The sequence below is a fragment of the Nostoc sp. JL33 genome (assembly GCF_017114985.1).
Classification (GTDB): Bacteria; Cyanobacteriota; Cyanobacteriia; order Cyanobacteriales; family Nostocaceae; genus Nostoc.
This window is the reverse complement of sequence record NZ_JABXKP010000093.1, coordinates 25,116-50,291: the sequence shown is the minus strand read 5'-3', so window position 1 is coordinate 50,291 and position 25,176 is coordinate 25,116. Positions and strand designations below refer to the sequence as shown.

Genomic DNA, 25,176 nt, shown 5'->3' with positions numbered 1-25,176 from the left:
GGGCACAGCAATGCTGTGCCCTTACGAAAGATATGGTTTTTAACCTTGATTCATATTTGGTATTTCTTGTCAATGCGATCGTCCTAATAATTAATTTGGAACCAATTGCATAAGCCTTGAGAAAATTATTTCACTGAAAATTTCTATCGTAAGGTATGATTGCTCATCCTACTGAATGTGCCACGATGGGCTATGCCCCCCCGCAGGCGATCGCAGTATGAGTAATAAAATTTATTATGGCACAGACGGAAATTAACGATATATCGGCAGATAGCTCCTTAGTTGATCCAGAAAAAGATTTACTAGGACATGCGAATTTTGCCAAGTATCTAGCGGACAGTATTTGCAAAATGACCTTTCCTGAAGGTTTCGTTATTGCAGTTTACGGTTCTTGGAACTCTGGCAAATCTACATTATTAAATTTTGTAGTTCACTATCTTCAGCAAAAGCCAGAGGAAGAGAAACCAATCATCGTTCCTTTTAATCCCTGGTTATTCTCTGGACACGAAAATATCACAAGGCGCTTTTTTGAGCAATTACAAAACGTTTTAAGCCGAGAGTCATCCGTGCCGAAAGGTTTGAAGGAGAGACTAGCTGATTTTGCCGCGATTATTTCAGACATTCCTCTACCTTATGCTCAAACTGGCAAGGCATTAGCAGCATTATTGGACGAGAAGAACAAGGACGCTGCCGAATTAAAAGAAGAAGTAGAAGACACGTTAGTACAGCAGCAACGGCGAATAGTCGTAACAATTGACGATATTGATCGGTTGGCTGCTGAAGATATCAAGCAACTATTTCGTATATTCAAAGCAATGCGGAATTTTACTAACGTTGTCTATCTTCTAGTTTTTGATAAAGAAATTGTCGGGAAAACAATTGCTGATACCAAAGAGATATCAGGAGAAGTATACTTAGAAAAAACTATTCAAGCGAGTTTTGAGTTACCTCTTCCTGATAAAGCCTCACTTCGCAGACTGCTTTTTGCGAAGCTAGAAAATATATTTGCTGAAACTCCAAAACAACAAATTAACCAAACTCGCTGGGGTGATATTTACTTTCAAGGAATAGATCACTTTATTACTAACATCCGCGATATTGTTCGTTTTATTAACACTTTAACAGTGACGTATCCAGCAGTAAAAGATGAAGTAAACCCAGTTGATTACATTGCTATTGAGTGTTTGCGAGTCTTTAGTCCAAAGATATATAGCGTAATTCATCAAAATCCTCATATTTTTGTCGGAGAGGTAGACCCTTCAATAGACGAACTTAACATTCTTCTGAATACCTGGATTGCTCAACTGGCAGATGAAGACAAGCAGCCCGTTAAAAATCTGCTTATGCAACTTTTTCCGAAGTTAAAATCCATTTTGGCTAATACTTCTTTAGATGAAAAACAAGAGTTTGAATGGCGCGAACAACTACGTGTGTGTAGTTTAGAAATATTTCCTATTTACTTTCGTCTGTCGTTATCAGCAGGTGAATTATCTCATATCCAGAGAAAAATTATCCTTGGTTTGGTTGGAGATACAGAAAAATTTAGAAACCATTTGATAGAACTTGCTAAACAAAAACTTCCAGGGGGTACAACACAAGTTAGGGTATTTATAGAAGAGTTAGAAAATTCCACTGAACAGGAAATTCCTGTAAATTATATTCCCTCAGTTGTGGAAGCTTTGTTTGATGTAAGCGAGCAACTCTCATTGTGTCAAGATGATGAATCTAATGGCATTCTTGATTTTAGAGATGAAGTTATCATCAGTCGTTTTATATTACGGCTGTTGCGTCAGGTTGACGAAACATCACGGTTTGATCTGCTAAAAAAAGCAATTACTCAAGGTAAAGCATTAGCAATAGTTGATCATGAGATTGCAACACTAAAAGAGCAAAAAAGTCAATATGGTGCAGATAAAATTACCTTAGAAGAGGAATGGCTAGTGAATGCACAACACCTGAAAGAACTGGAAAAAATGGCTATGAGAACGCAGGTAAAAAGTGATACAAAGTGCACATAATCTAAAATGTGGATTTATTTATAGCCTTTCTCATTTGGGCACAATACTATATATAGATAGTCCCAAAAGTGACTTAAAAAGAAATTTACTTCTGGGCGATAAAAATACTACTGCTAGCTATTTAACAATAAATATTCTATAATCCACGAAAGATTTAGATATTTTCAGCACTTTCTAATATCAGGGAATATACTTTAGTTCCCACATTGCAGTCATGGAATCGTATGACGTTGTAAAGAGCAGGCAGTTAATGAATTAAAAGCTGCAAACTTTCCTCTGGAAAAAGTTTCTGTGATTGCTAAAGATGTAGAGGAGGGCGATCGCGTAGGTGAGGCGCAGATAAGCGATGAGCTACGCCCCGCCTTCGGCGATCGCATCGGTGATCAAGATGCCAATACAAGCAAAGCCGTAAGAGAGACACTGGCAGCAAGTACTTGGGGTAGTGTATTAGTACTTATTTCTACCTTTTTCCTTAATCCTAAAGCTAGATGTAATTTTTAGGATTAAAGGCGAAATTGTAATAATAAATAATCAAACAAGATAAGAACCATGAAAAGTGACAACGTAACCAATTCTAACAATACTGAACGCACGACACTTGAAGGTGGAAGTAAAGAAGCTCTCAATAAAAAGACCTCTGAGCAATTTCTACTTAGCATAGCTTTGGGAGTAATAACAATACTTATAGCTGCTGCAAGTGCTTATTATGGACTTATTCGGTTCTAATCCTATTTATTGAAGCAGGACATTTTTGTTTTTTGATGACATGGAAAAATTTCAGATATAATATGATCCTCAGCAAAATGTATGGTAGTGCTTTTGGTTTATCAAAAACCCTTATTTGGGTAAAAGCACTGCCATATTTTTCTAAGGCTTGAACTTTCCTTTTTCTTATCCAAAATGTTATCAAAAAACGATGCACGAGTCTATCGAGCTAATCGAAAAGCTAGTTAATGGCATAGATACCTTCAACCGCCTACGTAAACAAGAGATTGAGATTGGGGTGACACCTAAGCAAGAGGTCTATCGGGAAGACAAGGTAGTACTGTACCACTTCCAATCACAGGCGGAAAACTTGTTTAATATTCCGATCGTAATTGTTTATGCGTTAGTTAACCGTCCCTACATTGTAGATTTACAGGAGGGGCGATCGCTTCTTGCCAATTTACTCAACTTGGGCTTAGATATTTACTTGATTGACCGAATTTTAGATTTTAAATTTTGGATTTTGGATTGTTGGCGAAGCCTAAGAAGAGAAGATTCAAAATCCAAAATTTAAAAAGGTCTCAAGCCCCCGAATTTAAACGCGAGAAGAAATCTAAAATCCAAAATCTAAAATTAAATGACAGAGCAAGTCACTTGATTGCTGGGGTCAATCTAAAATCTAAAATCTAAAATCCAAAATTGTCTGACTGGGGATATCCTAACCAAGACGATCGCTGGCTCACTATTGATAAATACATCAACGGGTATATCAATAACTGTGTAGATATCATCCGCGACCTACCGCCAACAAGTGCCGATTGGCTGAAGGCGGGAGATTAATTGTAGATTCCCAGTTATTGAAAAGTAGGGCTATTTCATTCTATACATAAACCGCCTAGAACTAAAGTTCTAGGCTAATAGCTAAAGTCCGTTTTAACGGACTAGAACCTTTTGTCAGTCATCTTTAGATGGCTTTCGTTATAAGAGAGGTGAATTCATTCTGAGGCCGACTAGATGAGAATGAAATAGCCCTGATTGAAAAGTATCCTTTAGGCTTCCTTAAACGGTCTGAAAAACGGCTCCAAAGTATTGAAAAATTTATTATATTTACTCCTATTGAATGGTGTTTACGCTGTCTATTTATATTTAGGACTTAGAGGATGAATGAACAAGTCTAATTTATTACTAGCCAGGCGACTAGAAGTCGCGCGCCAGGTGCTTCTCCCAAGGGGAGACGCTGCGCGAACAAGTCGGGCATTGCCCGCCCAACGCACTGGCTTGGCTACACGAGACAAAACCCACCTCCGTGGGTTAAAAACCTTGATTTTTCATGCTTTCCACGGAGGTGGACTTCTCTGCGAGACGCTGTTCGCGTTCGTTTGTGTAGTAGCGAATTCTATTCGCCCAATACTTTTCAAACAACCTCTTACGCAAAAGTAAACGCTGTAGGGGCAATTCATGAATTGCCCCTACGGTAAATTAAGGCTCTCACTGCCTTTTTGCGTAAGTCGTGATATTAATAGTTATATTTTTATACCAAACTTCATTTACCTCTAAAGAATGATTTATTGCTCTGAAAATTAATGTAAATTAATATTAAGATTTTTAATATGTTTATTTTTGCAAAATAAATCATTCGAGCAAAAGCAATTTTGTAGAGAAGTTAGAAATAGTAATTGATTTAAAATTCAAAGTTGTTTCATTATTTCCAATTTTGAATTTCCTAAAGTAATGAGAAGTATGGAAGAAGCTTATATTGTCTCAGCAGTACGCACACCGCTTGGTAGGTTGGGAGGTATCTTAGCAGATTTGTCTCCAGTAGACTTAGGTGCGATCGCCATGCGTGCAGCCTTAGAACGAGCGGGAGTATCAGGAGAAGCTTTAGACTTGTATATTTTTGGTAATGTACTTAGCGCCGGACATGGACAGTCATTACCGGGGCAAGCAGGGGGGGAATTTTGAAAGTTGCTAAATCATCCCGCAAATATGTTTTTAATCTCGAATCTCTATTTTCTTTTAAGGAGTAACACTTATGCAATTAAAGCCAATCAATCAGCAGGTTGTTTCCGTTGTTGGAGCCTCCAGTGGCATCGGACGGATTACAGCTCTTGAGTTTGCTAGACGCGGGGCAAAAGTGGTAGTCTCGGCTCGCGGTGAGTCGAAGCTAAAGTCTTTAGTCGAGGAGATTCGCAGCTTTGGCGGCGAGGCAACTTATTGCGTAGCTGATGTGGAAGTATTTGACCAAGTTAAAGCGATCGCAGATAAAACTGTGGAAGTCTACGGGCGACTAGATACATGGGTACATGTCCCGGCTATCGGCATCTTTGCCACTTTCGACAATACAACACCAGAAGAGTTTAAGCATGTCATTGATGTCGATCTCATGGGACAGGTGTATGGTGCAATGGCGGCTCTACCCCATCTGAAGCGTGAAGGACGGGGGGCATTGATCCATGTGTCTTCAATGGAAGGTAGGCGATCGCTCCCCTACCAAAGTGCTTACTCGGCAGCCAAGCATGGAGTCGAGGGCTTTATCGAAGCGATGCGCGTTGAGTTGCAACATGAAAAATGGCCTATCAGTGTCACAAGTGTGAAGCCAGCAGTTATCAACACTCCCTTCTGGAATAATGGGCTGACGAAATTAGGCGTAAAGCCTTCCGGGATACCACCTTACTACGAACCTAAACTTGTAGCTGATGCTATCCTCTATGTAGCCGAACATCCAACTCGTGACTTCTTGGTTGGGGATGTAGCTAAAATATTAGATTTGGTACAGCGTATCTCACCGCCATTAGTAGATTCACTGTTACTCCTGGTCGGCTTCAATTTCCAGCATAGTTCCGAGCCGAAATCTGAAGATGCATCAAATAATTTTTATCAACCTGTTGCTGAAGACGACAGAGTTAACGGTGATTATGGTCACTTAGTTATACCTAGTGTTTCCGACTGGCTAGAAAAAAATCCGCTTCTCCAGTGGGGTGCGATCGCTGGTACAGCAGCATTAGCGTTGCTAGCAGCTCAAGTATTGAAAAAGGAAGGATAAATAGAACTATCCGAAAATTTGCAGTCGAGTTTTTACAAGGGGTTGAGAGAAATCATTGCATACTTTTTGGCAACGTAGTGATGAGGTTTTGAGATGGTTACTAATAGTTTAGGGCAGAAAAATAGATAACTATTGATTCAGGCGATCGCTACGTTTAAAACCGTGACTATTTTATGCAAAGTTGTACTTAGTGACACAATTCAGCTTTCACATGGTCTGCGAGTCGAATTGCCAAGGCAACAATGGTGAGCGTAGGATTAGCATAGCCTCCTGTAGGGAAAACAGAGCTACCTGCGATGAATAAATTAGAGATGCCGTGAACTTGACAATTTGCATCTACTACTCCTTGTTTTGGGTCATGATGCATACGCGTTGTTCCCATATTGTGATGGGTACTCAGCGAAGCGACTGGACGATCTCCATCCAATTCAATCTGCAACTGGCCCAGCCCTGCACTAGCAAACTCTTGTGCAAATACTAACTGCGATCGCTTCACACTGCAAATATCGATTTCGCTCCAATGATTAGTTAATTTTGCTTGAGGACAACCAAGCTTATCTAGCTGATTACTGAGTGTCACCCGATTATCTGGATTTGGAGTTTGTTCAGTTTGGCTGAGAACTTCAAACTTTGTATATTTCTGTTCATTACCTTCATGATCAGACCATCCTCCATGACTCAAATCAGGGAACAAATATTCTTTTTTGACATTATATTTATACCAATCAGCTACTAAATCATCAATATTCGTAATTACATTTTGTAAATGTTGAAAAACATTCTTGGGTAACTGCCCTTGTCTAACTGAAGATAACAAAATTTTTGCAGAAGCATTTGCTGGCGATCTAAACCTTTCATCTCTGGGATATAACAACGCGGTCATATTTAGTAATTTATCGCGGCGCATAACTTTTTCGGTTAGGGCGAATTTTCCCATAACTGTGACATTATTCACGCGGCGTAAGTCATACAAAGCCATCGAATTGAAGATTTTGCGATTTTGCGGAATAAGCATACCACAACGGATAAAAGGATGATCCATAAAGAACCTACCCACTAAATCATGTTGATTGCCTAATTGATTTTTTTTAATTCGGTTTGATAGCAACAATAAACGTGCGTTTTCGATACCACCTGCGGCTAATATAAATACTTTTGCAACAACTGAAAATTTATTACCAGATAAACAAGCTACTTGCACACGTTTCACCGTCTGCGCTGCTTCGTCTGCCTCAACTTCTACCACGTTGGCGTTGAGGAATATCGTGATATTAGGAGATTGATTAATTTGGTGGCGATATTCATTGGTGAAAATATCGCCTGGGCCAAACTGAAACATACTGGTAGTAACTCGGTCACTTGTGAAGTGTGTCCGAGGAGATTGAGCAGTTTCCCAAGCCTCAGCTTCATAAGCAAAAGAACCGAGTTTACAGACTGCTTGAGCACGTTCATAAAATGGATTCAGGTGAGATTTACTAAAAGGCCAGCCACTGTATGGCACCCAATCTCGTTTTTCAAAATCTATTTCGTCTAACGGCACATGTCTCAGACCAAGTTGATTTTTATTGATTTCAATATTCCAGACATTAGCCAGTCCACCAAATTGACGATGACGCATATCTTGCAGTGGTGGAAAAGGATCTCCAACCGTTTCACCTTTACCAAGAGATGCAGTCTCTTGATTAAATTCCAAGTCACCACTTTCGAGTAAGCAAACTCGAAAGTCTTGCCCAATTAGTTCTCGCGCAAGTGTAATTCCTGCTGGGCCAGCACCAACTATACAAACTTCGGTATTGATAACTTCATCTATTGGCAATTTCTGACTATCAATCAACATTAATTTAATTCCTTTCAATCTGATTTATTATTTTTAACCACAGATGCACATAGATAATTAATTGATGTAAATCTGTGGTTTTATTTTTATGAAATTGACTTTTGCAAGAAGTTTACTGTTTCATTAGCCTATGAAACACTCGGCATCGCAGAACGAATTGCATTAATAAAATTTTGGGCATAATTGTGCGTTGAGAAATCGAGGGCGCGTTGCCTGGCAGCTATTCCCGCACTTCGGGCAAATTCTTGCTCGTCAAGATAGCGGAGAATTGCGATCGCTAATTTCTCTGCATCACCATAAGGTGTTAATAATCCATTCATGCCATCAGTAATAATCTCTGTCGGGCCGCCTGCATCACCAGCAATCACAGGTTTACCCAGCGCCATCGCCTCAATAATTACAATCCCAAACGGCTCTTTATCCGATGCATGAACGAATACATCCATCGCCTGCACCCACTCCGGGATATTACGCTGTAGCCCAGCCATAATTACTTGCTCTTTCAAGCCTAAAGCGGCGATTTCGGTTTTTAAGAAGTCCTGATAATCTGGTTCTAAATCGTGTTTACCGCCAACCACTACACAATGAGCATCAGGATACTTTTGTAAAATTTTGGGCATTGCTTGCACCAATACATGCATTCCCTTCCATCGTTGCAATCGCCCAACAATTCCAATCAATGGCCCGTGTAAAGGTAAGCCCAGTTTCCGCCGTGCTTCTTCTGGAGTTGGTAAAGCATTCGGCTCAAATCGGTCTAATGCGACACCAGGATAAACTAAAGGTGTTGGTCTGTGAGGCCAAATTTCTGCTTGTGCTTGCTTGCCATCTTGCGAAAGGGTGATAATTGCCTGGGCTGGGATTAAAGTTGCGATTCGCACCAACCAAGTTTTGTCACTAGGTACTTCTAGCTGATACCACACAGCAGGTAATCCTGCCAGCATCGCCGCCAAACCTCCAGATATATGCGTGATCCACATCCAATTGACAATTATATCTGCACGTTCACGGCGGGCGATCGCAGCTATCCGAAAAACAGCGCCAATAAAACGGTGAATTTGGCGTAAACGTCCACTTTTCACAACTCGCGTATCAATACCGAGGGACTTTACTTGTTCTACCATCGGGCCGTCTTCTAAAAATATCACCAGCCATTCAACACCGGCATTACGTCCCTGTTGCACCAAATCCCAAAGCATCATTTCACCGCCGCCTCGTTGCTCGGCTAATGGCATTACAATAATTACTTTCATAATCTATAACAATCCTATTTAAGTTGTAAGATTTATCGAAACTCCGACTTCTTAGAGAAGTCGGGGATCTTGTAGGTAATCTGAGGATTGCTATAGTACTTATGTCCTGCCATAGCCATAGCTAAAAATCCCCAAAGAATCATCCCTGCCACGCTCAACATGCCGCTACCAATAACTAGCTGTGCAGAAGAACTGATACCAATGGCGCGGGCAGCACTAATAAAACTATCGAAACGACCTTCACCATAGCTGCTAACACTAATAATCAACAAGATTAATCCACCCATATAAAAGATGGCTCCAAACCAACCAAGGGTGAAAAACATATCTAAAATGCCACTATCAATCACCACGACTTCAATTTGACCAGTTTTTTCATTGACCTTCCAAATATTTCCTAAGCCGTTACCTAGACCATTAGAAAGGGCTAAACCAAGGTTTTTGTCGTAACTTCCCGATCTATCTTTAAAGCTGTTATCTTCTTCAAGATTAGAAAAAGTTTCCATACGGGTTGCTAAAACCCCAGCAATTGGCTCGATAGTTGTCAATGGCACAACACAAATTGCCATCACTATGATTATGATAATTAAGCGCATTTGAATCCGCGCTTTGACTGAACCCATAATCATAATTATTCCAAATAACCAGCCTCCCCAATTAGTACGTGCTTGCGTCAACAGGAAGGACAAGTAACCAACAGCTGAAGCAGGAAAGATTAAATTTCCCGAACTGGTAAATAACAACAGCAAACCAGCTTGCATAACGGAACCAAAGGGGCCGACTGAGTGCAATGTACTCCAGACGCGCATTCCGAAAGGTACGGGGTTTCCAGAACTCATGAATAGTTTTGATTGGATGAGCCAGTACCGATCCCACTCAGGAGCCACCACGAATTGATATACACCATAAGTTCCTAAAATCAACACACACCAGAGAAATGTTCGCTGAAAGTTCTGGCGATAGCTGGGATAATCTCGCCAGTTTATAAATAAGTGAAAAGCGAAGATGATCGGACTGAGCCAATCCATCAATCCCCGTGCTACAGGAATTGGTGGATTGTAAATCAGACCGATTAGAAAGCCATAGAACACTCCGATAAAAGCCAAAACAAACGGTAAACCCCCTTGGCGAGAGGCGCGGGGAAAGTGTCGCAAGAAAGTTGCTATGGTTACAAACACCACTAAGTAGGGTGCTATGAGCATTTGACGGCTAGGGTCCCAACCTACCCGATAGTCAACTAAGCGAGTAGCTAAGGGTGTGAGAAACCAGATCCACCAGGTAAAGCTGATATAGAGAATGGGATGCCGCAAGTATAAAAACACGGCTACTACTAAAGCTGTCACCGGGTAAATTAGGCGCAATGCGGCAGTAGCACCAGCAAAATAGCAAGCTACAGTCAGTAATATAAAGCCTGCGATCGCCATCCATCCCTGTAGCGATCGCTCCTCAGGAGAATAGCTTTCTTGTAAAAAACTATTGAAAAGTATCTGCTTAGAATTCATTCAATTTTAGATTTTGGATTTACCAATGCTAACTAGTACAATGTCTAAGCTAATTTTTCAGGTTTGCAGTAAGGACTTTAGTGCTTAAAAAATAAGGACTAAAGTCCTTACTACGAACTTTTATTACCCATTAATTTCACCTTGACAGACGACTACAGCTAAGAAGAAATTGAATTCATTATGAATTATGAATTATGAATTACGAATTCTTTATATCCCTGCCAACGCCCTCTCCAGGATGCAAGCAATTTTTTCCCCGCCAACTGCCCTTGGCTAGGTAAAAATCTCAGCCATTGTACTAAACCCAAACTATCGCACGTACCCACAAATACTGCCCAGAATAAAAATACAATCCGGCGTACAAATGACAGATGCTCTAGTAAAATTAAAGTTTCATTATGGACTAAATTAATAAAGGCAATTTCATTAAAGTTGTTTCGCTGATCTTCATCAAAACGTTGTGCCGGATAGTGATCTACAGCAACGTTAGGATCATAAATTATCTTCCAACCAGCCCGTTTTAATGTCAGAGTAAATGCCATTTCAAAATGTACTTGCGCTCCTGTACCGCGCATCCGTTCATCAAAGCGCAGTTGTCCGATGCCTTCGACTGGGTTCGCCAACGCTTGGGTACGAAAACTCATGTTTACGCCCTTGAGAATATCAACTTCGCGGGGTTCTCCCACTCCCAAATGATGGTTGCCAATCACTCGCCCAAACCACTGCAACTGTCCTACTATTGGGCGGGATTCGTCTTCTAATTTGCTGCCGTGGTATATCCAATCACGCCCGCCAAGACCGCCGAGGCGACTATCACAGGTAAAGTAAGCAGCGATGCGCTCTAACCAATCCGGGTGGGGTGCGGCGTCATCATCAGTAATGGAAACAATATCGCCCTCCACTGCTGCTAGTCCGGCGTTAAGGGCTGCTACTACCCCCGGTTGTGTCACTTTCACGGTATGCAGTGGCAAGTTGTGCGCTTTGTATTGAGCAAGAAATTGCCAAGTTTCTGCATCTGTATCGCGGACAACCACTATCACCTGATCAACTGGTTTAATTTGCGCCTGTAGCGCCAAAAGGCAGCGTGAGAGGTCTTGTGGACGGCGATAAGTCGGTATCAGAACAGTGTTCCGCATTCTTGCTTAACTCCTCGAATAGATCCACATAAGTTTGTGCCATACTAGTCCAGCTATGTTGTTCTGCCACAGAACGAGCTGCTTGACCCATCTGTTGCATTAGCGCATCTACACTGACCAAGGACATCAACGCCACAGCTAAAGCATCAACGTCATCTGAATCGGGTAAGACGATGCCGCATTCTGGTGTCACTAACTCTGCACCTCCGGTAGCTGCGGCAGTAATTACTGGCAGTCCTGAAGAAAGTGCTTCTAACAATACGAGGCTACAAGCTTCATATCGGGAAGGAAAAATAAATAAATCTACTGACCGCATAATTTCGGGGATATCACGGCGATATCCGACAAAATGCACGCGTTCACTTAACCCCAAAGAGGCGGCTAATTCTGGGAAGGGGCTACCTTCGATATGACCCACCACCGCCAGATGTAAATTGGGAACTTTCGCTAAGGCGTGCAGTACTGTATCTAAGTTCTTTCTGGGTGTGCGGATGTCTCCAGCGAACAGTGCTAGGGTAACGTTTTCCGGTAAACCTAATTTTTGGCGATCGCGAAGGTGGGCTACGCCTACGCTTAGTCCAGGGGCAAACTCTTCTAGGTCTACGCCATTGACAATTACGCGAATACGAGAACGCGGCACACCAATGTTGACTAATTCCTGGGCTACCTTTTCGGATACAGCTACAACAACCTGCGCTTTTTGGAAAGCCTGTTTTTCCCAACGGGCATTAAAAGCCGTAAACAGCCATTGATAGAAACCATACAAATCTCGGCGGTTGCGGGAAATATGAACAGGCGATCGCAACCATGAACTGTGGACAAAATGTACAGCATTCACATCAGCCGCAGCCATATTAATTGCTCCATTGATTTTAACTAAATCAATACCAGAGCGATGTTTACGCAACCAATCTGCACTTTTTTGGGCAAATATAAAATTACGAACAAATTCTGTAGGATAGCCTTTGACTGGAATTGAAACCCAATTAACTTGGCTATTATTTTCTAATTCTGATGCGACTTCACTAGCCAATAATGTCAAGTGATGACCACGACGAATTGCTTCATTAGCAACCTCATAGTTTACCCGTCCCTGACCATCACCTTTTTTGATTTTATGAGTAACAATACAAAGTTTCATACACCAACTTTCTTAGTAATATAAACTCAAGCAAAGGCGTAAAAAAAAGAATTAAAGATATTCTTATTTTTCTTCTCTCTGTGTCCTCTGCGTCTCTGCGGTTCGTCAAAAAAAATACCTTTCAAAACTCAGACAATACTCTTATACTATTTCGATATTTTAATTAACTTACTTGCTAAAAATCGCGGAGCAAAACTAAGACTTAATGCCGTTATAGTTCGCGCATTAAATTTTTGTTTCCTCAGCACCTGCCAAAAATAAGGACGCGCTGCTGCTATCTGTTCACTTCGTAGCAAACCAATTCCCAAAGTTGTATTAGCTTCTAACCATTTCTGTTCAAAGTACGTCCTAAACTCCTGTAGACGAGCGTCTTCCATAAAGACTTGATAACAAAACATTTCGCTTTTAGCTTTGCGGATTTTTGCCTGCACATCTCGACTACCACTGAGCATAGTATCAGTTTGCTCATGGGCACGATATCGCGTCAGCCTTTCTGGATAGTAGTAAGCACCATAACCAGATATACAGCAGAGGTAAGTTAAATATAAATCCCACATGCCGCCAACTTCTGGGGGAATACTATCCCAATCCACAGAATTATTGCGAATCACACAAGATGCAGCAGTGGGTATACTTTTATCTATTAACCCAATTTTATAGAAAGGTTGATGAATTCCTTGTGCTAGTTTATCTCGCTTATAACCGCGTGTATTTTCTTCAGTTCCAACATGATTAATTATGCCATTAGCATCTATAATATATTGGTCACAAAAAGCGATAATTAACTCAGAATTTGCTTCTAGTGGTGGTACAAGCTTTGCTAAAAAGTCTTCATTCCACATATCATCATCATGGAGACTAGCAACATATTTACCTCGTGCCATCTTGAAGCCATGCTGCTGATTAGCAATCATACCCACATTTTGCTGATGTCGCCAAAATCTGATGCGTAAATCGCCAAAAGATGCGACAAGTGCTTGGGGACTTTCAGAACTACAATTATCAGAAACAATAATTTCAATATTTTGATAAGTTTGTTTGATAGCACTAGCGATCGCTTGCTTGAGATACTCTGGTCGATTATAGGTGGGGATAATAACGCTAACTAAAGGTTGTTGGTATTCTTGATGTAATAACATATTTTTTCCCTTTATATTTCATAGGTAAAAGATGCAGCATTTGATGTTTTGATGGAACTAAGCTTATTTAGGTTGAGGGATGCTATATAATTTTTTAATAGAAGGAAATTCGGCTATTGCTTTTGCATAAATTCTTTGGAGATTATTTACATGAGTATTCATTGTAAATTCCTTCATCAATAAAGCATGACCTTGTTCACCCATGTATCGGCTTTTTTGATGATCTAAATACAACTCATTAATCGCATCAGCTAGCTTTTTGATATTATTACCTGGAACAAGAATACCTGTTTCTCCATCTCGTAAATGTTCTGGAATCCCTCCGACTGCACTACCAATTACAGGCCGATAACGAGCATAGGCTTCCAGAGTTACAAGACCGGCAGGTTCAGGCCAAACACTGGGAAAGATTACTGCAAAACACTGTTGATAAAGTTTATTTAATTTATCGCGATCGCACCAACCATGCCAAGTGATCCGGTTACTCAATCTCAGGGTATTTGCTAACTTTTCTAAGCGGGATCGTTCCCAGCCTTCACCTGCAATATCAAGTTGAATTTGCGGGTCTGTATGTATTAAGGTTTTGAGTAACCATTCTAAACCTTTATCAGAAACAATCCGTCCCGCAAACAAAATTCTATGATTTTGGTGGACTTCTAAACTTAGGGGTGAAATTGCTGTTTTTGGTACCGAGATACCACAGTGTAGCGTTACAGTTTGCTCAGGCGATACACCGTTTTTAATCAACTCTTGTCGCACGTATTCGCTATTAGCAACAAAAGTAATTTTCCCCTTTTTTAAGACATCTAAAAACTGATGAGTAGTTTGAAGTTCTTTAAGACTTCTTAATGGTCTACGGCTACCACATTTATCTACTAATTTACCCCAGGTACATCCTAAGTAAGAGAAGTTGCGATCGCAGACTGTCTTCTGCTCTGCTAAATATTTTGTGCCACTAGGACAGTAAAATGAGTGATTATGAACGCTAAAGACAGTAGGACACTCGCCTGTAAGTTGCAATAGTAAATCTGGGCTGTGAATGTGCAGCAATTTGAACTGACTTTGATCAACATTCTTGAGCGATTTTATCACGCGATCGCTAACATTAGGTGGTTGATGTTCAAACAGAGAAGCTAAATAAGTTTCAACACCTCCGCCTTCACCTACCTCGAAATTGGAGCATTGGTAAATCAGGTCTTGATCAAATATTTTTTGGTACATGTTTTCCGTTCTTGTTCAGCGATACCATTTCACCAAATACATGATATAGATACATAGGTAAAGGCGTACAAATTTATGCCCCTGTAGCCGATCCATCTGTTGCAAATATTTTTGGAAATTGATTTATTTTTAACGAGATTTTGGATATTGTTTCTAATCTGATTGCCTGACTTCATACTGCATCTGATGATATTTCCAAAGCTTACCTTTGAGGTCAAGTAATTCTTTATAGTTACCTTGTTCTACTATCCTTCCCTGTTCTAATACCACAACTTTATCTGCTTTAGAAATAGTAGAAAGACGGTGAGCGATCGCAATTACTGTTTTTCCAACAGATAGCTTTTCTAATGAATCTTGAATTAAGCGCTCAGATACAGAATCTAAGGCGCTAGTTGCTTCATCCAAAATCAAAATTTCTGGGTTCCGCAGTAAAGCACGCGCAATAGCAATTCGCTGCCTTTGTCCTCCAGATAACCTGACACCCCGATCTCCTAATTGGGTATCAAAACCTTCGGGCATTTCCAAAATAAATTCCAGTGCATTCGCTAGTTTAGCAGCTTCTTGAATTTCTTCATTAGTCGCTTCTGGCGTACCGTAAGAAATATTCTGCCAAACATTAGTATTGAAGATAAAAGTATCCTGGCTAACAACAGCTATTTTGCGACGTAGGGAGTTAATTTCAAACTGCCGTACATCAATTTCATCCATGAAAAGATATCCATCTGTAGCATTATAAAATCGGGGAATTAAATCAGCAATGGTTGTTTTACCAGCACCAGATGCTCCGACTAATGCCGTCATTTTTCCCTTTTCAATAGTCAGGGTAATATTATGAAGCACTAGATTTTCTTCATCATAGCCAAAATCTACAGAGACTAAATCTATTGACCTTTTTAAACCTTTAAACTCAACATTGCCATTTTGAAAGTAATATTTTTCATCACTTGTCAACAAATTTTTAATGTTGTCTGCTGAACCATGTAAAGTGCTGAGATATGCTCTCGTACCGTTAATATCTTGAACAAATGGTATGAAGCGAAATAGCACAAAGAAAAAGGTTAGCAAAGAAGCAACTTGTAGTGTTCCATTAGTAACAAGGCTAGTGAACGCCAAAATAATCATTCCGATCAATACCGTAGTTGCTACCCCTTCGGCAATTGGCTTAACAAGTGTCCAAGTGAACACAACTTTTGTTGTAGTACTTATTACCTTGTCGCTAGCTTTGTAGTAACGCTGACGCTCAAATTCTTGGGTACCACAGGTGTGAACAGTCCGAATGCCATTAATAAATTCTATGGCTGTTGATGTAAAATTAGCATTAGCAGCTGTCATGCCAAAACTTGATTCTCTGACTCTAGCGTTCAGATTTGACAACCCCACACCTAAAAGTGTAAATAGTAATGCTGAAATCAGCGTTAGTTGCCATGATATCAAAAACATTGATATTAAGTAGACAAAGGTTGTGAGTCCTCTAGTTACTAAAAAGGCTGCGCCACTGAAACCCTGTCTGATTCTTTCGATTTCTGTGGTAATTGTGTTAATTAGTTCACCAGAACGAGTTTTGGCAAAGTAACTTAACGATAAAGATTGTAACTGTTCAAAAATTTGCTTTCGTAAGCGATCGGCAAGATGTAGTTGAGATAATTCAGTATAGACTTGAGAAAAGTAGTTAAAGGTTGCACGTAACCAAGTACTCAATAAAATTAATAGAGATACGCGGTATAGACGATTAATTGCCGATGTTTTAGCTCCCAAAATCCAAATATCAAACCAGCCTATTCCTGTGTGGACTGGTTGAGCATTGGGACTAGTTAAACTTTGCAAAAATGAAAGTAAAAAGCCAATACTCACACCTTCAAATGTTGCCGCCAAAATCGAGAATATCAGAGCTAAAATGGCAATTTTCCGAAAGTGTTTAAATTCTCGCAATATCAAATAGTTGTCCTGCCAAAAGCTGCTAGCTTTGAGCAGATTGCCGAGTGGTTGAGGAAGTTTTAAATGCATTGATTTTTCTAACAATAATTTGGCATGTAATACCGATTACTTGTGAGGTTGCATAGAACAAGGAGCTTAAGCCCCTTGTCTCACTAAGTCTGATTTTGTGCAGTTTCACAAAGAATTGGTATAAGAATTCAGGAGTTAGGAGTCAGAATTTGGAATTTTGGATTCTCAAAGTGTCTGGCTATCCAGATGTAACCGGTGAGACTGCGCCTCTACTTCCCATGAAGCCGTAATTTCTGGTAGTTTATTTAGCTGTACTGCATCTTCTAAAGTCCAACAACAAGATCCGGTCAAACTCATGTCACCCCGCAGCACATTCAATAACTGCGGCAAATTATCAAGACCGTATTTACGCATCCAACGCCCTAGTGGTGTGATATTGTGTTTTGTAGTTGTGCAAAAGCTCACCGCCCGAAAGAGTTTACCGCGTTCTCCAACACGCCACTCACGACAAAAAAGTGAACCTGGCGAGTAAACCTGCATTAATACAATCAATCCCAACATGACTGGACTTACTAATAGCAGCAACACTAAAGCAGCAATCCAATCAATTAATCGCTGCAATTGTCTCCAAGGTTGTTTATTGCCAGCAGGTATGCTTAAGAATATTGGTTTTTGAGCTTCTTCACATGCATCTGCCCAAAACCTGAGTAAAGCCTCACCCAGTTTTGGATCTATACTTACCAAACTTACAGGAGAATGTTGTAAGCATTCGACTAGCGATCGCTTACTATCTAATGAAGGCAGATATGGTTGTTTAACTCGTCCAAGCGGCTTCACCAACAGCTTACCCCGTCGCCAATACAGTGTGCAGTACCCACGATTATTTTGGTGTTGCTGGGTTACATCATATAAATTCTCTACACTTGGAATTATTGAAGTTGTCATATGTATTTGGGATTATACAAAAGTGAATTGCTGAGGCGTTATCAAAGGCTATCAATGCCAAAGACCCAAATCCGAATCTTGTTGTCAGTCCAAAAAGTTGGAGATAATTGAGGGCAAAAATATGTTATTGCTATTTGCCACTCAGCCAAGCACACATCGTGCAGAATTCTGCTGGTGTAGAGGTGTACAAATCAACGTTACTATCAATATTCATGAGCAATCAGTATTTTCCGGTAACTACTGACAGTAGAAAAGTGTAGAGGTAAATTACCCATGAATCTATATCGACGTTTAATTGTACTGAGGTGTTTATTGTATCGATATATTTAACAAAACCAGTCCCCTGTTGTCTTCTAGCCCTTTTGAAGGTGCTTTAATCTCTAGAATATAAGACTATGTAGAAATAGCGATCGCTCAAATAAATTCTTTATTTACTCTTTAAAGAGCCAGTGATTTCTCTGAAATGTCATAAAGATAGCATAAATATACTGAATTTTTCCTGATCGCAATATCATTACCTCGTTCCCAGTCTCCGACTGGGAATGTCTATTTTGAGGCTCCGCCTCCCTGACTCGCGGCACCGCAATGAACAGCATTTCCAGCCAGAGGCTAGAAACGAGAAAGATCCCCGACTTCTTAGAGAAGTCGGGGATCTTTCATATAGCGGTACTAACTACTTTTCCACAGCTTGACGTAGAGCTAACTGCTGTTGTTTGATATTGGGTACGTAATTACTACTGCTATTTGATACCCCGTTAGCTACAACCCCAATTAGGTTTAACTTACTGAGCATAGCTGTCGCTTGAGTCAGCTGACTTCGCGTCACAATACCAATGCTTGCCACCATGATCACGCTACGACAAGATGATGCGGTAAGCATGGCATCCACCAAGCCGAGAACTGGGGGAGCATCTATGAGTACCAAATCATAGTTTTCCTCAAATGCTGCCATTAATTGCATCATCCGAGGAGAACTCAATAGATTAGCTGGATCAGCAGGTTTGGGGCCAGCAGTCAAAATATCGATGTAGGCGGAACCTGAGTATTGAAGACTAATTTGGTTGGGTAGAGTTGCATCACTCGCCAGTAGAGTTGAAAGCCCCTGTTCATTAGGAAGATTCAGTTGTTGGTGCAGACTGGGATCACGTAAGTTGGCATCAATCAATAACACCCTTTTGTGTAAACGGGCAGCACTCATTGCCAAACCCAACGCCAAAGCTGATTTACCCTCATCGGGTAAAGCTGAGGTGATCATCAAAGATTTCAAGTTAGTAACAGTATTTAAAAGCTCAATGTTTTTGTAAATCAGATCCAGCGATTCCCAACGCGGTGGAGATTGCAATACCTGAATTGTCCAAGGGGCGAGAACTTCTGGCTTACCAAAAGGCAACTTGATCATTGATTCTCTGGGTTTAGCTGGCGGTAATTTGGGAGTTGTTCCCAACAACGGCATGGCCATTTGCTTCTCTAACTCAGCAGTGGTGTGAACTGCATCATCAGCCGATTCCCGAATAAAGGCAGCAATACCTCCTAACATGAATCCAACGACAGCACCTAACAGCAAGTTCTGCTGGAGATTGGGGCCTAATTGTGCGCCTTTTTGGGGTTCTTCTACAACTTCCCAATTAAATCCACCCTTGGAAAGTTCTTGCCGTAATTGCTGTTCTGCTCTTAAAAGTTGCTCTAACCTTTCACGACTAAATTGTAATTGCGGTAGCATCCGATTGTAATAAGCCAACAGAGGCGGGAAGCGTTTAATTTCCAAACGCAGCTCCTTTTCTTTTTGGGCTAAAGTTTGATCACGAGCAGTTAAAGCAACAATAGTGGTCTGCGTTTCTACTAGCTGACCAGCAAGGCTGAGATCAATTTGGCCGAGCTGTCCTTTTTCGAGAAGAGAATCTCCAGAAGTGAATCCACCAGCAGACTTTTCGCCTAAAGTTCTTCCTACTTCTTGTTGCAATAATTCCTTCTGGCTCAGAAGCTGTTCTTTGAGCTTTTGCACACTCGGAGTCTGATCTGTAAAGCGTAAGCGTTCCTGTGCTAGTGCTAGTTCGCTTTTTTGGATCTCGTTCAGTAAGCCTTGATAGCGAGTAGACTGACTCAGACGAGAAGCAACTAGAGCATTTTGGGGAGAACGATTAAGTTGTTCTTCCAAAGATTTTTGACGTGCCAAAGCTTCCCCATACTGAGAACGAGTTGTCTGTCGTTCTTGGGCAATAGTGTTCAAAGCTGTCTCAATCGCCTTGGCCTGTGACTCTGGATCAATTAAGTTCTGATTTCTGCGGAACCTTTGTAAATTTGTCTCAGATGCGTTTACTTCTTCACTGGCTTTACTTAACTGTTCCCTAATAATTTGCAGACCTTTTTGTAAACGCGAATTCTGTTGTTGTTTGTTATATTCCACATAAACTTGTCGAATTGCACCCAAAACTTTTTGTGTCTTTTCTGGATCTCCAGCAGTGTATTCAACTTGAAAGATTTTAGTAGCGACATTATCTTCTTTGCTCCTTAATTGAGTTAAGACCAAAGAAGCTTTAATTTCAGTTGAACTTATATCTGGATAATCAGACTGAAGTTTATTAACTGCTTTTTGGATAAGCCCCGAACTCTGCATCAAGTTAAGCTGGGTAGCAGTATCTATGACTACATTAGAGTCAGTAAACTGGTTGTCTAACCCAGCACCTTCTGTCTTACCTTGATAGTTAGGCTCTACTAGCAGTTGCATCGAACTTTTATAAGTAGGTTTGGTCTTAAAAGTTACCAAGCCTGCAAGAGCAATAGAAGTAATTAATACTGCTAAGAACCAAGGAAATCTCCTCACAAATACGGCAAACAATTGTCCGTAACCTACTTCACTTTCAGAAGCTGGAGTTATCTGAGGATTTAGACTAGTTTGAACCACTTTTATTATCCTTGTCTTCGAGATTTACGCTAAGAGATTCTCCGAAAAATACCTATTTTTTTTAACAAACCGCCAAGAGGAGAGAAAATAAATAGGTAATCTTATAATGGCAAGAGATTCAGAAATCAAATGAATAATTGATGGCCGCCACAAGCCTGGTTAATAATTTGCTCAACTTTACCAAAGAATGCATTCTCTGAAAAGTTTGCTACTGCATGATTACGGATGCGATCGTAATCCCAAGAAATGCCGTTGGCTTCTAGTAATGCAACTTGTAAAGATTCGGGTGTTTGCCTTTTGAAAAAGACTCCTGTTTCACCTGGAATTTGAGTATCTAATACTCCACCTGCTCCATAGGCGATGACTGGTGTGCCACTAGCATTAGCCTCTACTGGAACTAATCCGTAGTCTTCTAGGGCTGCGACAATAATAGACTTGGCTTTGGAAAACAAGTCTTTGCGGGTTCTATCACTTACGTGTCCCAAGAACTCAATATTTTGTAATGCTTTAGATTTTAACCGTGCTTGTTCTGGCCCGTCACCTGATATTAATAACCGCCACCCCAGCCAATTAAAAGCTTCGACTATTATATCAAGTCGCTTATAACTGATCATCCGGGCTGAGGCCAGATAATATTCATCTTTTATATCTGAAAAAAGAAATTTACTAGTATCAATTGGATAGTTTACCATCATTGCCTTTTTGCCATAAATATTTTCAATCCGGCGGGCAACAACACTAGAATTAGCAATATAAAGGTCAGGTTCCTGTGCATATTTCAGGTCTACCTTTCTCATTACTTGAAAGACTTGTTCGATTAAAGGAGCAAAATATCTATAGTCTCCGTACTCTCTTAAATAAGTTGCTGTATCCCATAAGAAACGGGTGACATTATGGCAAAAACAAATATGGCGGGCATTGGGGTTTTTTCGCACTGCTTTGGCGAAGCTGGTGCTACTGCTGATAATTAAATCGTAGTCTTGCAGATCCAAGGAACGAAAGGCAGGAAAATATAAAGGAGCCATCGACCTGAAATGTTTTGCTGCACCAGGAATCTTTTGCAAGAAAGTTGTATTGACTATGCGATCGCCTAGATCAATAGTTTTTTGTGGATCATACAGAGATGTGAAAATATCTGCTTCAGGATAGCGCTTACAAAGCAGTTCAAACACACGCTCTGCCCCACCTCGCTGGGTTAAATAATCATGGACTAGAGCAATTTTCATGAATTTGACCTAAAGTTTCGATCGGGTTTGTTTGAATCCTCCCCAGCAAGTTCCTATCAACAACTTTAGTGTCCCGCAGTTAAATCGGCGGTTAGAAACCGCGTCTACACAGGCAAAACCCACCTTTCCTTGCGCAACGCTACGCGAACGTGGGTTTCAAACCCTCAATTTTTCCTTAGTCCGCGCAGGCGGACTTCTCTGCGAGACGCTGTTCGCGTTCGTTTGTGTAGCCGCGAATTCTATTCGCCCTGCTTTAGTTAAATCGGCGGTTAGAAACCGCGTCTACACAGGCAAAACCCACGGAGGTGGGTTTCAAACCCTCAGTTTTTCCTTAGTCCGCGCAGGCGGACTTCTCTGCGAGACGCTGTTCGCGTTCGTTTGTGTAGCCGCGAATTCTATTCGCCCTGACTCTACGCCCCTACAGCCAATTCATTTGTTGCAAATGTTTTTGGAACCGATATTACCCAACTGCTACTAAGATTTTTTCTGAGGCGAAATAACTGTTTTGCTCAGATCGTAGTTGGTCGCAGAGTCTGCCTTCAGGTAATTCTACATCCTCGTATGTGAGGACTTGATCCTTAGTAATATCTCGTTTGAGGCGACACCCTTCGGCTAAACCAATTGGTAGAAGATTTTCCTGTTGGACGATATCGGAATTTTCACACTGTCCGTAGGTCATGTAGTAGCCGATGCCATCTAAGGTTTCTCCTGCTTTCAGGTCAATTTTGGCTGTGGTGACAACATCAACTAGCGGGCCTGCTAGTGGAGACATAACGGCATCACCGAACAGGACAGCACGCGCTACGGACAGGGGAACTTCAAAATGACAGAGGTGATAAGGAGTATAGAAGCTGTAAAGTGGGCCTTCGCCTAATTTGTATAAGTTGAGATAGTGCTGTTGCTTGGGGTCGTCGTGAGTGGCAAATACATATACGCCTGGGCCAGGTTTTGCTCCAACTACATAATCGACAATGCCGCCCAGTTCCTTGAGTTGTTCAACATCATATAACTGGGTCATTTCATCGACATAACCGTTGAAGTCATATCCCAACATTCCGCGTTTGGCGACTTTCATGCCTGTGGCATTGGCAACGATCGCTTGCTCGAAGGAAATTTTGGTTCCGTCTGCGAAGCTAGCCACCATGTGGGGCTTTTGACCCCAACGTTTAGCAAATCCTTCCTGGGTGGTGGGATTGCGATAGGGGTCTTGGAGTCCTTTAATGTTACCGCACAATAAGGGAGTTAAACCAATGCTTTTCACAAAGCGGTAAAGGTTCATTTGTACCCCTGGCTGATCGCCATCACAAGCGCTGAGAATGACGCCTGCTTTGTCGGCATACACTTTCAAGATGGGGCCAATGGTGCCGTCGAGTTCGGCATTCATCATGATCACATGTTTGCAATGGGCGATCGCTTCCATGACGATCACAGCGCCAAATTCCACTGCACCTGTGACTTCGATTAGGGCGTCAATACCCTCAGCCTGACACAGTAACTTAGCGTCTTCTGTGACTGCATACTCACCGCTAGCGATCGCATCTTCTAATTCGCTAACAGTTGCAACAACTTGAATATTCTCAATTCCTGCTTCCGAATAAGCTTGCTTGGCTGCCTCAATCTTGCGATTGGAGATAGCAACTAACTCCATTCCTGGCACTGAATTGACAATTTGGTTGGCAATTCCTCGACCCATAAAACCAGCACCAATCATTCCCACTTTGATGGGATTGCCTGCTGCTGCACGGGCTTGTAAGGCGCGATCGATAATAATCATGAACTAAACTCCTTTTTGGAACTGTTTATTGTGATACAAATTCTCTATAATTTTGCACTTAATAATTTGTTACAGCTAAATATTAAGTACATTTTCATCGGGAATTGGGATTAGCGATCGCTACTAACTAGCTGTTTGCTAGATGGTATAGAAGCAGTCTGTTTTTTCTGGCTATGATTTTCGATAATTTGCTCCACAGCATTTTTGTAGGCTTGAGCAAATTTTTCTTTGGTATGATTTGCTCTTGCGTATTCCCATCCTTTAAGAGACATCAGCTTTAGGTCTTCAACAGGCAAATTGGAAATACTTCTAACTTTCGCCTTAATTTCTTCAAGGGAAAGATTATCGAAAATCACACCAAAATCGTGAACATCCACACCAGATTCATAGCTTAAAATCGGAATTAATCCGGCTTGCAAGCAACTAATTACGGCTCCTGACTGTCCTTCAGAAACGGAAGGATAAACAAGCCCTAGACAGTTATTTGTAATCTCTATAAACTCAGGGCTACTAACATCAATCCAACCATAAGTGTGAATATTAGGTGTTTCGTAGAGTTCTTTGTAGAAAGCTTGCTCAAATTCTTTGTCATTACTTACCGGGCCACAAACTGTTAAATGGTATTCCGGCATTTGGGCAAAAGCATCTAAAACTAAATCTAATCCTTTAAGAACTAAAGCACTACCACCAAACCAGAGAAAACGCTTTCTGACCGCTTCAAAATCTTTCTTATCAGGATAAGGATAAACGATAGGTGAAGAAATTGGGATACGATACATTGGTTTGTTGGCATACTTGAATGTATCAGTTGTGAAATCGTTACCCAACACAATCGCACAATTGGCATATTCAATTCCCAAGTTAGGAACTTCAAATCGCTGTGGCTTTAAGGTTATACCTTTGCGCTGTTGTAGTTCTAGAAGCCTGTTACATTCTGCTGCATTGCGAAACACCATATTAGCAATGTCAACGTGGAAAACCTTGATGCAATCTTTATTGAGTTTTGGTGCAAGCGCTTCCATTCGATGACGGATATCAATGAAAAATGCGTAGTCTTTTTGCGGAAGGAATTTATCATTGTGGAACTGTATAACATCAACGTTATAGCCTAAGTTTAAAAAAGTTTGGGCTATTTGCCAAACTTCCCAGTACCAAGTATGGTCGTTAGGCATTGGTTGACCTGGTTTTAATAGGAATGGCTCAATCCGATAAGAAAGAAGTACATTTCCTTTGGAAGGCTGTTTAGGCTTTAGGGAAACGACCTGTAAGGTCTTAGCGTAATTGATCCGAGCTTGGACTTTGTTGGAGACAAAAGAGATAGTATTACCGACACGAGATAGAATACTATTTAGCATTTTTTCCTACCTAAATTAATTATTTTACTCTCACATAG

21 protein-coding genes are annotated in these 25,176 nt (G+C 40.9%); 8 read left to right on the top strand and 13 right to left on the bottom strand.

The annotated features are described in order from the left end of the window. Positions 1 to 236 precede the first annotated feature (236 nt). From HWQ23_RS28380 to HWQ23_RS28350, 7 genes are all read left to right on the top strand, one after another. Positions 237 to 2,018, top strand: a complete 1,782-nt coding sequence (locus HWQ23_RS28380; RefSeq protein ID WP_292836209.1) for a KAP family NTPase — start codon at positions 237 to 239, stop codon at positions 2,016 to 2,018. A gap of 291 nt (positions 2,019 to 2,309) precedes the next feature. Further along, a complete protein-coding gene (locus tag HWQ23_RS28375) occupies positions 2,310 to 2,519 on the top strand; it encodes a hypothetical protein (RefSeq protein ID WP_292836206.1) in 210 nt (69 codons plus the stop codon). Between the two features lie 48 nt (positions 2,520 to 2,567). Further along, on the top strand, positions 2,568 to 2,744 hold the full coding sequence (locus HWQ23_RS28370; protein WP_292836204.1) for a hypothetical protein: 177 nt from the start codon (positions 2,568 to 2,570) through the stop codon (positions 2,742 to 2,744). A gap of 190 nt (positions 2,745 to 2,934) precedes the next feature. Beyond that, positions 2,935 to 3,297, top strand: coding sequence for a hypothetical protein (locus HWQ23_RS28365; protein WP_292836202.1), 363 nt, complete (start codon positions 2,935 to 2,937; stop codon positions 3,295 to 3,297). 125 nt (positions 3,298 to 3,422) lie between these two features. After that, positions 3,423 to 3,563: a hypothetical protein gene (locus HWQ23_RS28360; protein WP_292836198.1), complete on the top strand. Its 141-nt coding sequence runs from the start codon at positions 3,423 to 3,425 to the stop codon at positions 3,561 to 3,563. Positions 3,564 to 4,463: 900 nt separating this feature from the next. Then, positions 4,464 to 4,685: a thiolase family protein gene (locus tag HWQ23_RS28355; RefSeq protein ID WP_292836195.1), complete on the top strand. Its 222-nt coding sequence runs from the start codon at positions 4,464 to 4,466 to the stop codon at positions 4,683 to 4,685. Between the two features lie 70 nt (positions 4,686 to 4,755). Further along, positions 4,756 to 5,766 carry an SDR family oxidoreductase gene (locus HWQ23_RS28350; RefSeq protein ID WP_292836193.1) on the top strand — a complete coding sequence of 337 codons (1,011 nt, stop codon included), beginning with the start codon at positions 4,756 to 4,758 and terminating at the stop codon, positions 5,764 to 5,766. Between the two features lie 187 nt (positions 5,767 to 5,953). Here HWQ23_RS28350 and HWQ23_RS28345 read toward each other — a convergent pair whose 3' ends face one another. From HWQ23_RS28345 to HWQ23_RS28295, 11 genes are all read right to left on the bottom strand, one after another. Then, the gene (locus HWQ23_RS28345) at positions 5,954 to 7,603 is read right to left on the bottom strand and encodes a GMC oxidoreductase (protein WP_292836190.1); all 1,650 of its coding nucleotides are present in this window, start codon (positions 7,601 to 7,603) and stop codon (positions 5,954 to 5,956) included. 128 nt (positions 7,604 to 7,731) lie between these two features. Continuing rightward, a complete protein-coding gene (locus HWQ23_RS28340) occupies positions 7,732 to 8,853 on the bottom strand; it encodes a glycosyltransferase family 4 protein (RefSeq protein ID WP_292836187.1) in 1,122 nt (373 codons plus the stop codon). A gap of 32 nt (positions 8,854 to 8,885) precedes the next feature. Further along, positions 8,886 to 10,355, bottom strand: a complete 1,470-nt coding sequence (locus tag HWQ23_RS28335) for an O-antigen ligase domain-containing protein (protein WP_292836184.1) — start codon at positions 10,353 to 10,355, stop codon at positions 8,886 to 8,888. 185 nt (positions 10,356 to 10,540) lie between these two features. Then, complete coding sequence (locus tag HWQ23_RS28330) at positions 10,541 to 11,491, bottom strand: glycosyltransferase family 2 protein (protein WP_292836181.1); 951 nt, start codon at positions 11,489 to 11,491, stop codon at positions 10,541 to 10,543. Then, entirely contained in the window at positions 11,409 to 12,632 is a 1,224-nt protein-coding gene (locus HWQ23_RS28325) for a glycosyltransferase family 4 protein (RefSeq protein WP_292836178.1), read from the bottom strand. Before HWQ23_RS28325 ends, HWQ23_RS28330 begins: the two co-directional genes overlap by 83 nt. A gap of 146 nt (positions 12,633 to 12,778) precedes the next feature. Beyond that, positions 12,779 to 13,771, bottom strand: a complete 993-nt coding sequence (locus tag HWQ23_RS28320; protein WP_292836175.1) for a glycosyltransferase family 2 protein — start codon at positions 13,769 to 13,771, stop codon at positions 12,779 to 12,781. Between the two features lie 63 nt (positions 13,772 to 13,834). Next, positions 13,835 to 14,992, bottom strand: a complete 1,158-nt coding sequence (locus HWQ23_RS28315) for a glycosyltransferase family 4 protein (RefSeq protein ID WP_292836172.1) — start codon at positions 14,990 to 14,992, stop codon at positions 13,835 to 13,837. 153 nt (positions 14,993 to 15,145) lie between these two features. Continuing rightward, a complete protein-coding gene (hepA, locus tag HWQ23_RS28310; protein ID WP_292836169.1) occupies positions 15,146 to 16,996 on the bottom strand; it encodes a heterocyst formation ABC transporter subunit HepA in 1,851 nt (616 codons plus the stop codon). Positions 16,997 to 17,161: 165 nt separating this feature from the next. Next, complete coding sequence (gene hepC, locus HWQ23_RS28305) at positions 17,162 to 17,881, bottom strand: heterocyst development glycosyltransferase HepC (protein ID WP_292836166.1); 720 nt, start codon at positions 17,879 to 17,881, stop codon at positions 17,162 to 17,164. Between the two features lie 673 nt (positions 17,882 to 18,554). Further along, positions 18,555 to 20,783 (bottom strand): GumC family protein, encoded by a 2,229-nt coding sequence (locus HWQ23_RS28300; RefSeq protein WP_292836163.1) that lies wholly within the window; start codon positions 20,781 to 20,783, stop codon positions 18,555 to 18,557. A gap of 125 nt (positions 20,784 to 20,908) precedes the next feature. Then, the gene (locus tag HWQ23_RS28295; RefSeq protein ID WP_292836160.1) at positions 20,909 to 22,009 is read right to left on the bottom strand and encodes a glycosyltransferase; all 1,101 of its coding nucleotides are present in this window, start codon (positions 22,007 to 22,009) and stop codon (positions 20,909 to 20,911) included. A 31-nt stretch (positions 22,010 to 22,040) separates the two neighbouring features. On the opposite strand from HWQ23_RS28295, the gene HWQ23_RS28290 reads away from it, so the two are divergent. Next, a complete protein-coding gene (locus HWQ23_RS28290) occupies positions 22,041 to 22,487 on the top strand; it encodes a hypothetical protein (RefSeq protein ID WP_292836157.1) in 447 nt (148 codons plus the stop codon). Here HWQ23_RS28290 and HWQ23_RS28285 read toward each other — a convergent pair. Both HWQ23_RS28285 and HWQ23_RS28280 read right to left on the bottom strand, forming a co-directional pair. Next, positions 22,470 to 23,783, bottom strand: coding sequence for an NAD(P)H-dependent oxidoreductase (locus HWQ23_RS28285; RefSeq protein WP_292836155.1), 1,314 nt, complete (start codon positions 23,781 to 23,783; stop codon positions 22,470 to 22,472). The genes HWQ23_RS28290 and HWQ23_RS28285 overlap by 18 nt on opposite strands. A gap of 110 nt (positions 23,784 to 23,893) precedes the next feature. Continuing rightward, positions 23,894 to 25,138, bottom strand: a complete 1,245-nt coding sequence (locus HWQ23_RS28280) for a glycosyltransferase (RefSeq protein WP_292836153.1) — start codon at positions 25,136 to 25,138, stop codon at positions 23,894 to 23,896. Between the last annotated feature and the right edge of the window lie 38 nt (positions 25,139 to 25,176).

Excerpts from the sequence above, each read along its gene's own strand:
- HWQ23_RS28280 (WP_292836153.1), bottom strand. The coding sequence starts at position 25,138 with ATGCTAAATAGTATTCTATCTCGTGTCGGTAATACTATCTCTTTTGTC.
- HWQ23_RS28330 (WP_292836181.1), bottom strand. The coding sequence starts at position 11,491 with ATGCGGAACACTGTTCTGATACCGACTTATCGCCGTCCACAAGACCTC.
- HWQ23_RS28370 (WP_292836204.1), top strand. The coding sequence starts at position 2,568 with ATGAAAAGTGACAACGTAACCAATTCTAACAATACTGAACGCACGACA.
- hepC (WP_292836166.1), bottom strand. The coding sequence starts at position 17,881 with ATGACAACTTCAATAATTCCAAGTGTAGAGAATTTATATGATGTAACC.
- HWQ23_RS28285 (WP_292836155.1), bottom strand. The coding sequence starts at position 23,783 with ATGATTATTATCGATCGCGCCTTACAAGCCCGTGCAGCAGCAGGCAAT.
- HWQ23_RS28320 (WP_292836175.1), bottom strand. The coding sequence starts at position 13,771 with ATGTTATTACATCAAGAATACCAACAACCTTTAGTTAGCGTTATTATC.
- HWQ23_RS28350 (WP_292836193.1), top strand. The coding sequence starts at position 4,756 with ATGCAATTAAAGCCAATCAATCAGCAGGTTGTTTCCGTTGTTGGAGCC.
- HWQ23_RS28340 (WP_292836187.1), bottom strand. The coding sequence starts at position 8,853 with ATGAAAGTAATTATTGTAATGCCATTAGCCGAGCAACGAGGCGGCGGT.
- HWQ23_RS28295 (WP_292836160.1), bottom strand. The coding sequence starts at position 22,009 with ATGAAAATTGCTCTAGTCCATGATTATTTAACCCAGCGAGGTGGGGCA.
- HWQ23_RS28345 (WP_292836190.1), bottom strand. The coding sequence starts at position 7,603 with ATGTTGATTGATAGTCAGAAATTGCCAATAGATGAAGTTATCAATACC.
- HWQ23_RS28380 (WP_292836209.1), top strand. The coding sequence starts at position 237 with ATGGCACAGACGGAAATTAACGATATATCGGCAGATAGCTCCTTAGTT.
- hepA (WP_292836169.1), bottom strand. The coding sequence starts at position 16,996 with ATGCATTTAAAACTTCCTCAACCACTCGGCAATCTGCTCAAAGCTAGC.
- HWQ23_RS28365 (WP_292836202.1), top strand. The coding sequence starts at position 2,935 with ATGCACGAGTCTATCGAGCTAATCGAAAAGCTAGTTAATGGCATAGAT.
- HWQ23_RS28355 (WP_292836195.1), top strand. The coding sequence starts at position 4,464 with ATGGAAGAAGCTTATATTGTCTCAGCAGTACGCACACCGCTTGGTAGG.
- HWQ23_RS28325 (WP_292836178.1), bottom strand. The coding sequence starts at position 12,632 with ATGAAACTTTGTATTGTTACTCATAAAATCAAAAAAGGTGATGGTCAG.
- HWQ23_RS28315 (WP_292836172.1), bottom strand. The coding sequence starts at position 14,992 with ATGTACCAAAAAATATTTGATCAAGACCTGATTTACCAATGCTCCAAT.
- HWQ23_RS28335 (WP_292836184.1), bottom strand. The coding sequence starts at position 10,355 with ATGAATTCTAAGCAGATACTTTTCAATAGTTTTTTACAAGAAAGCTAT.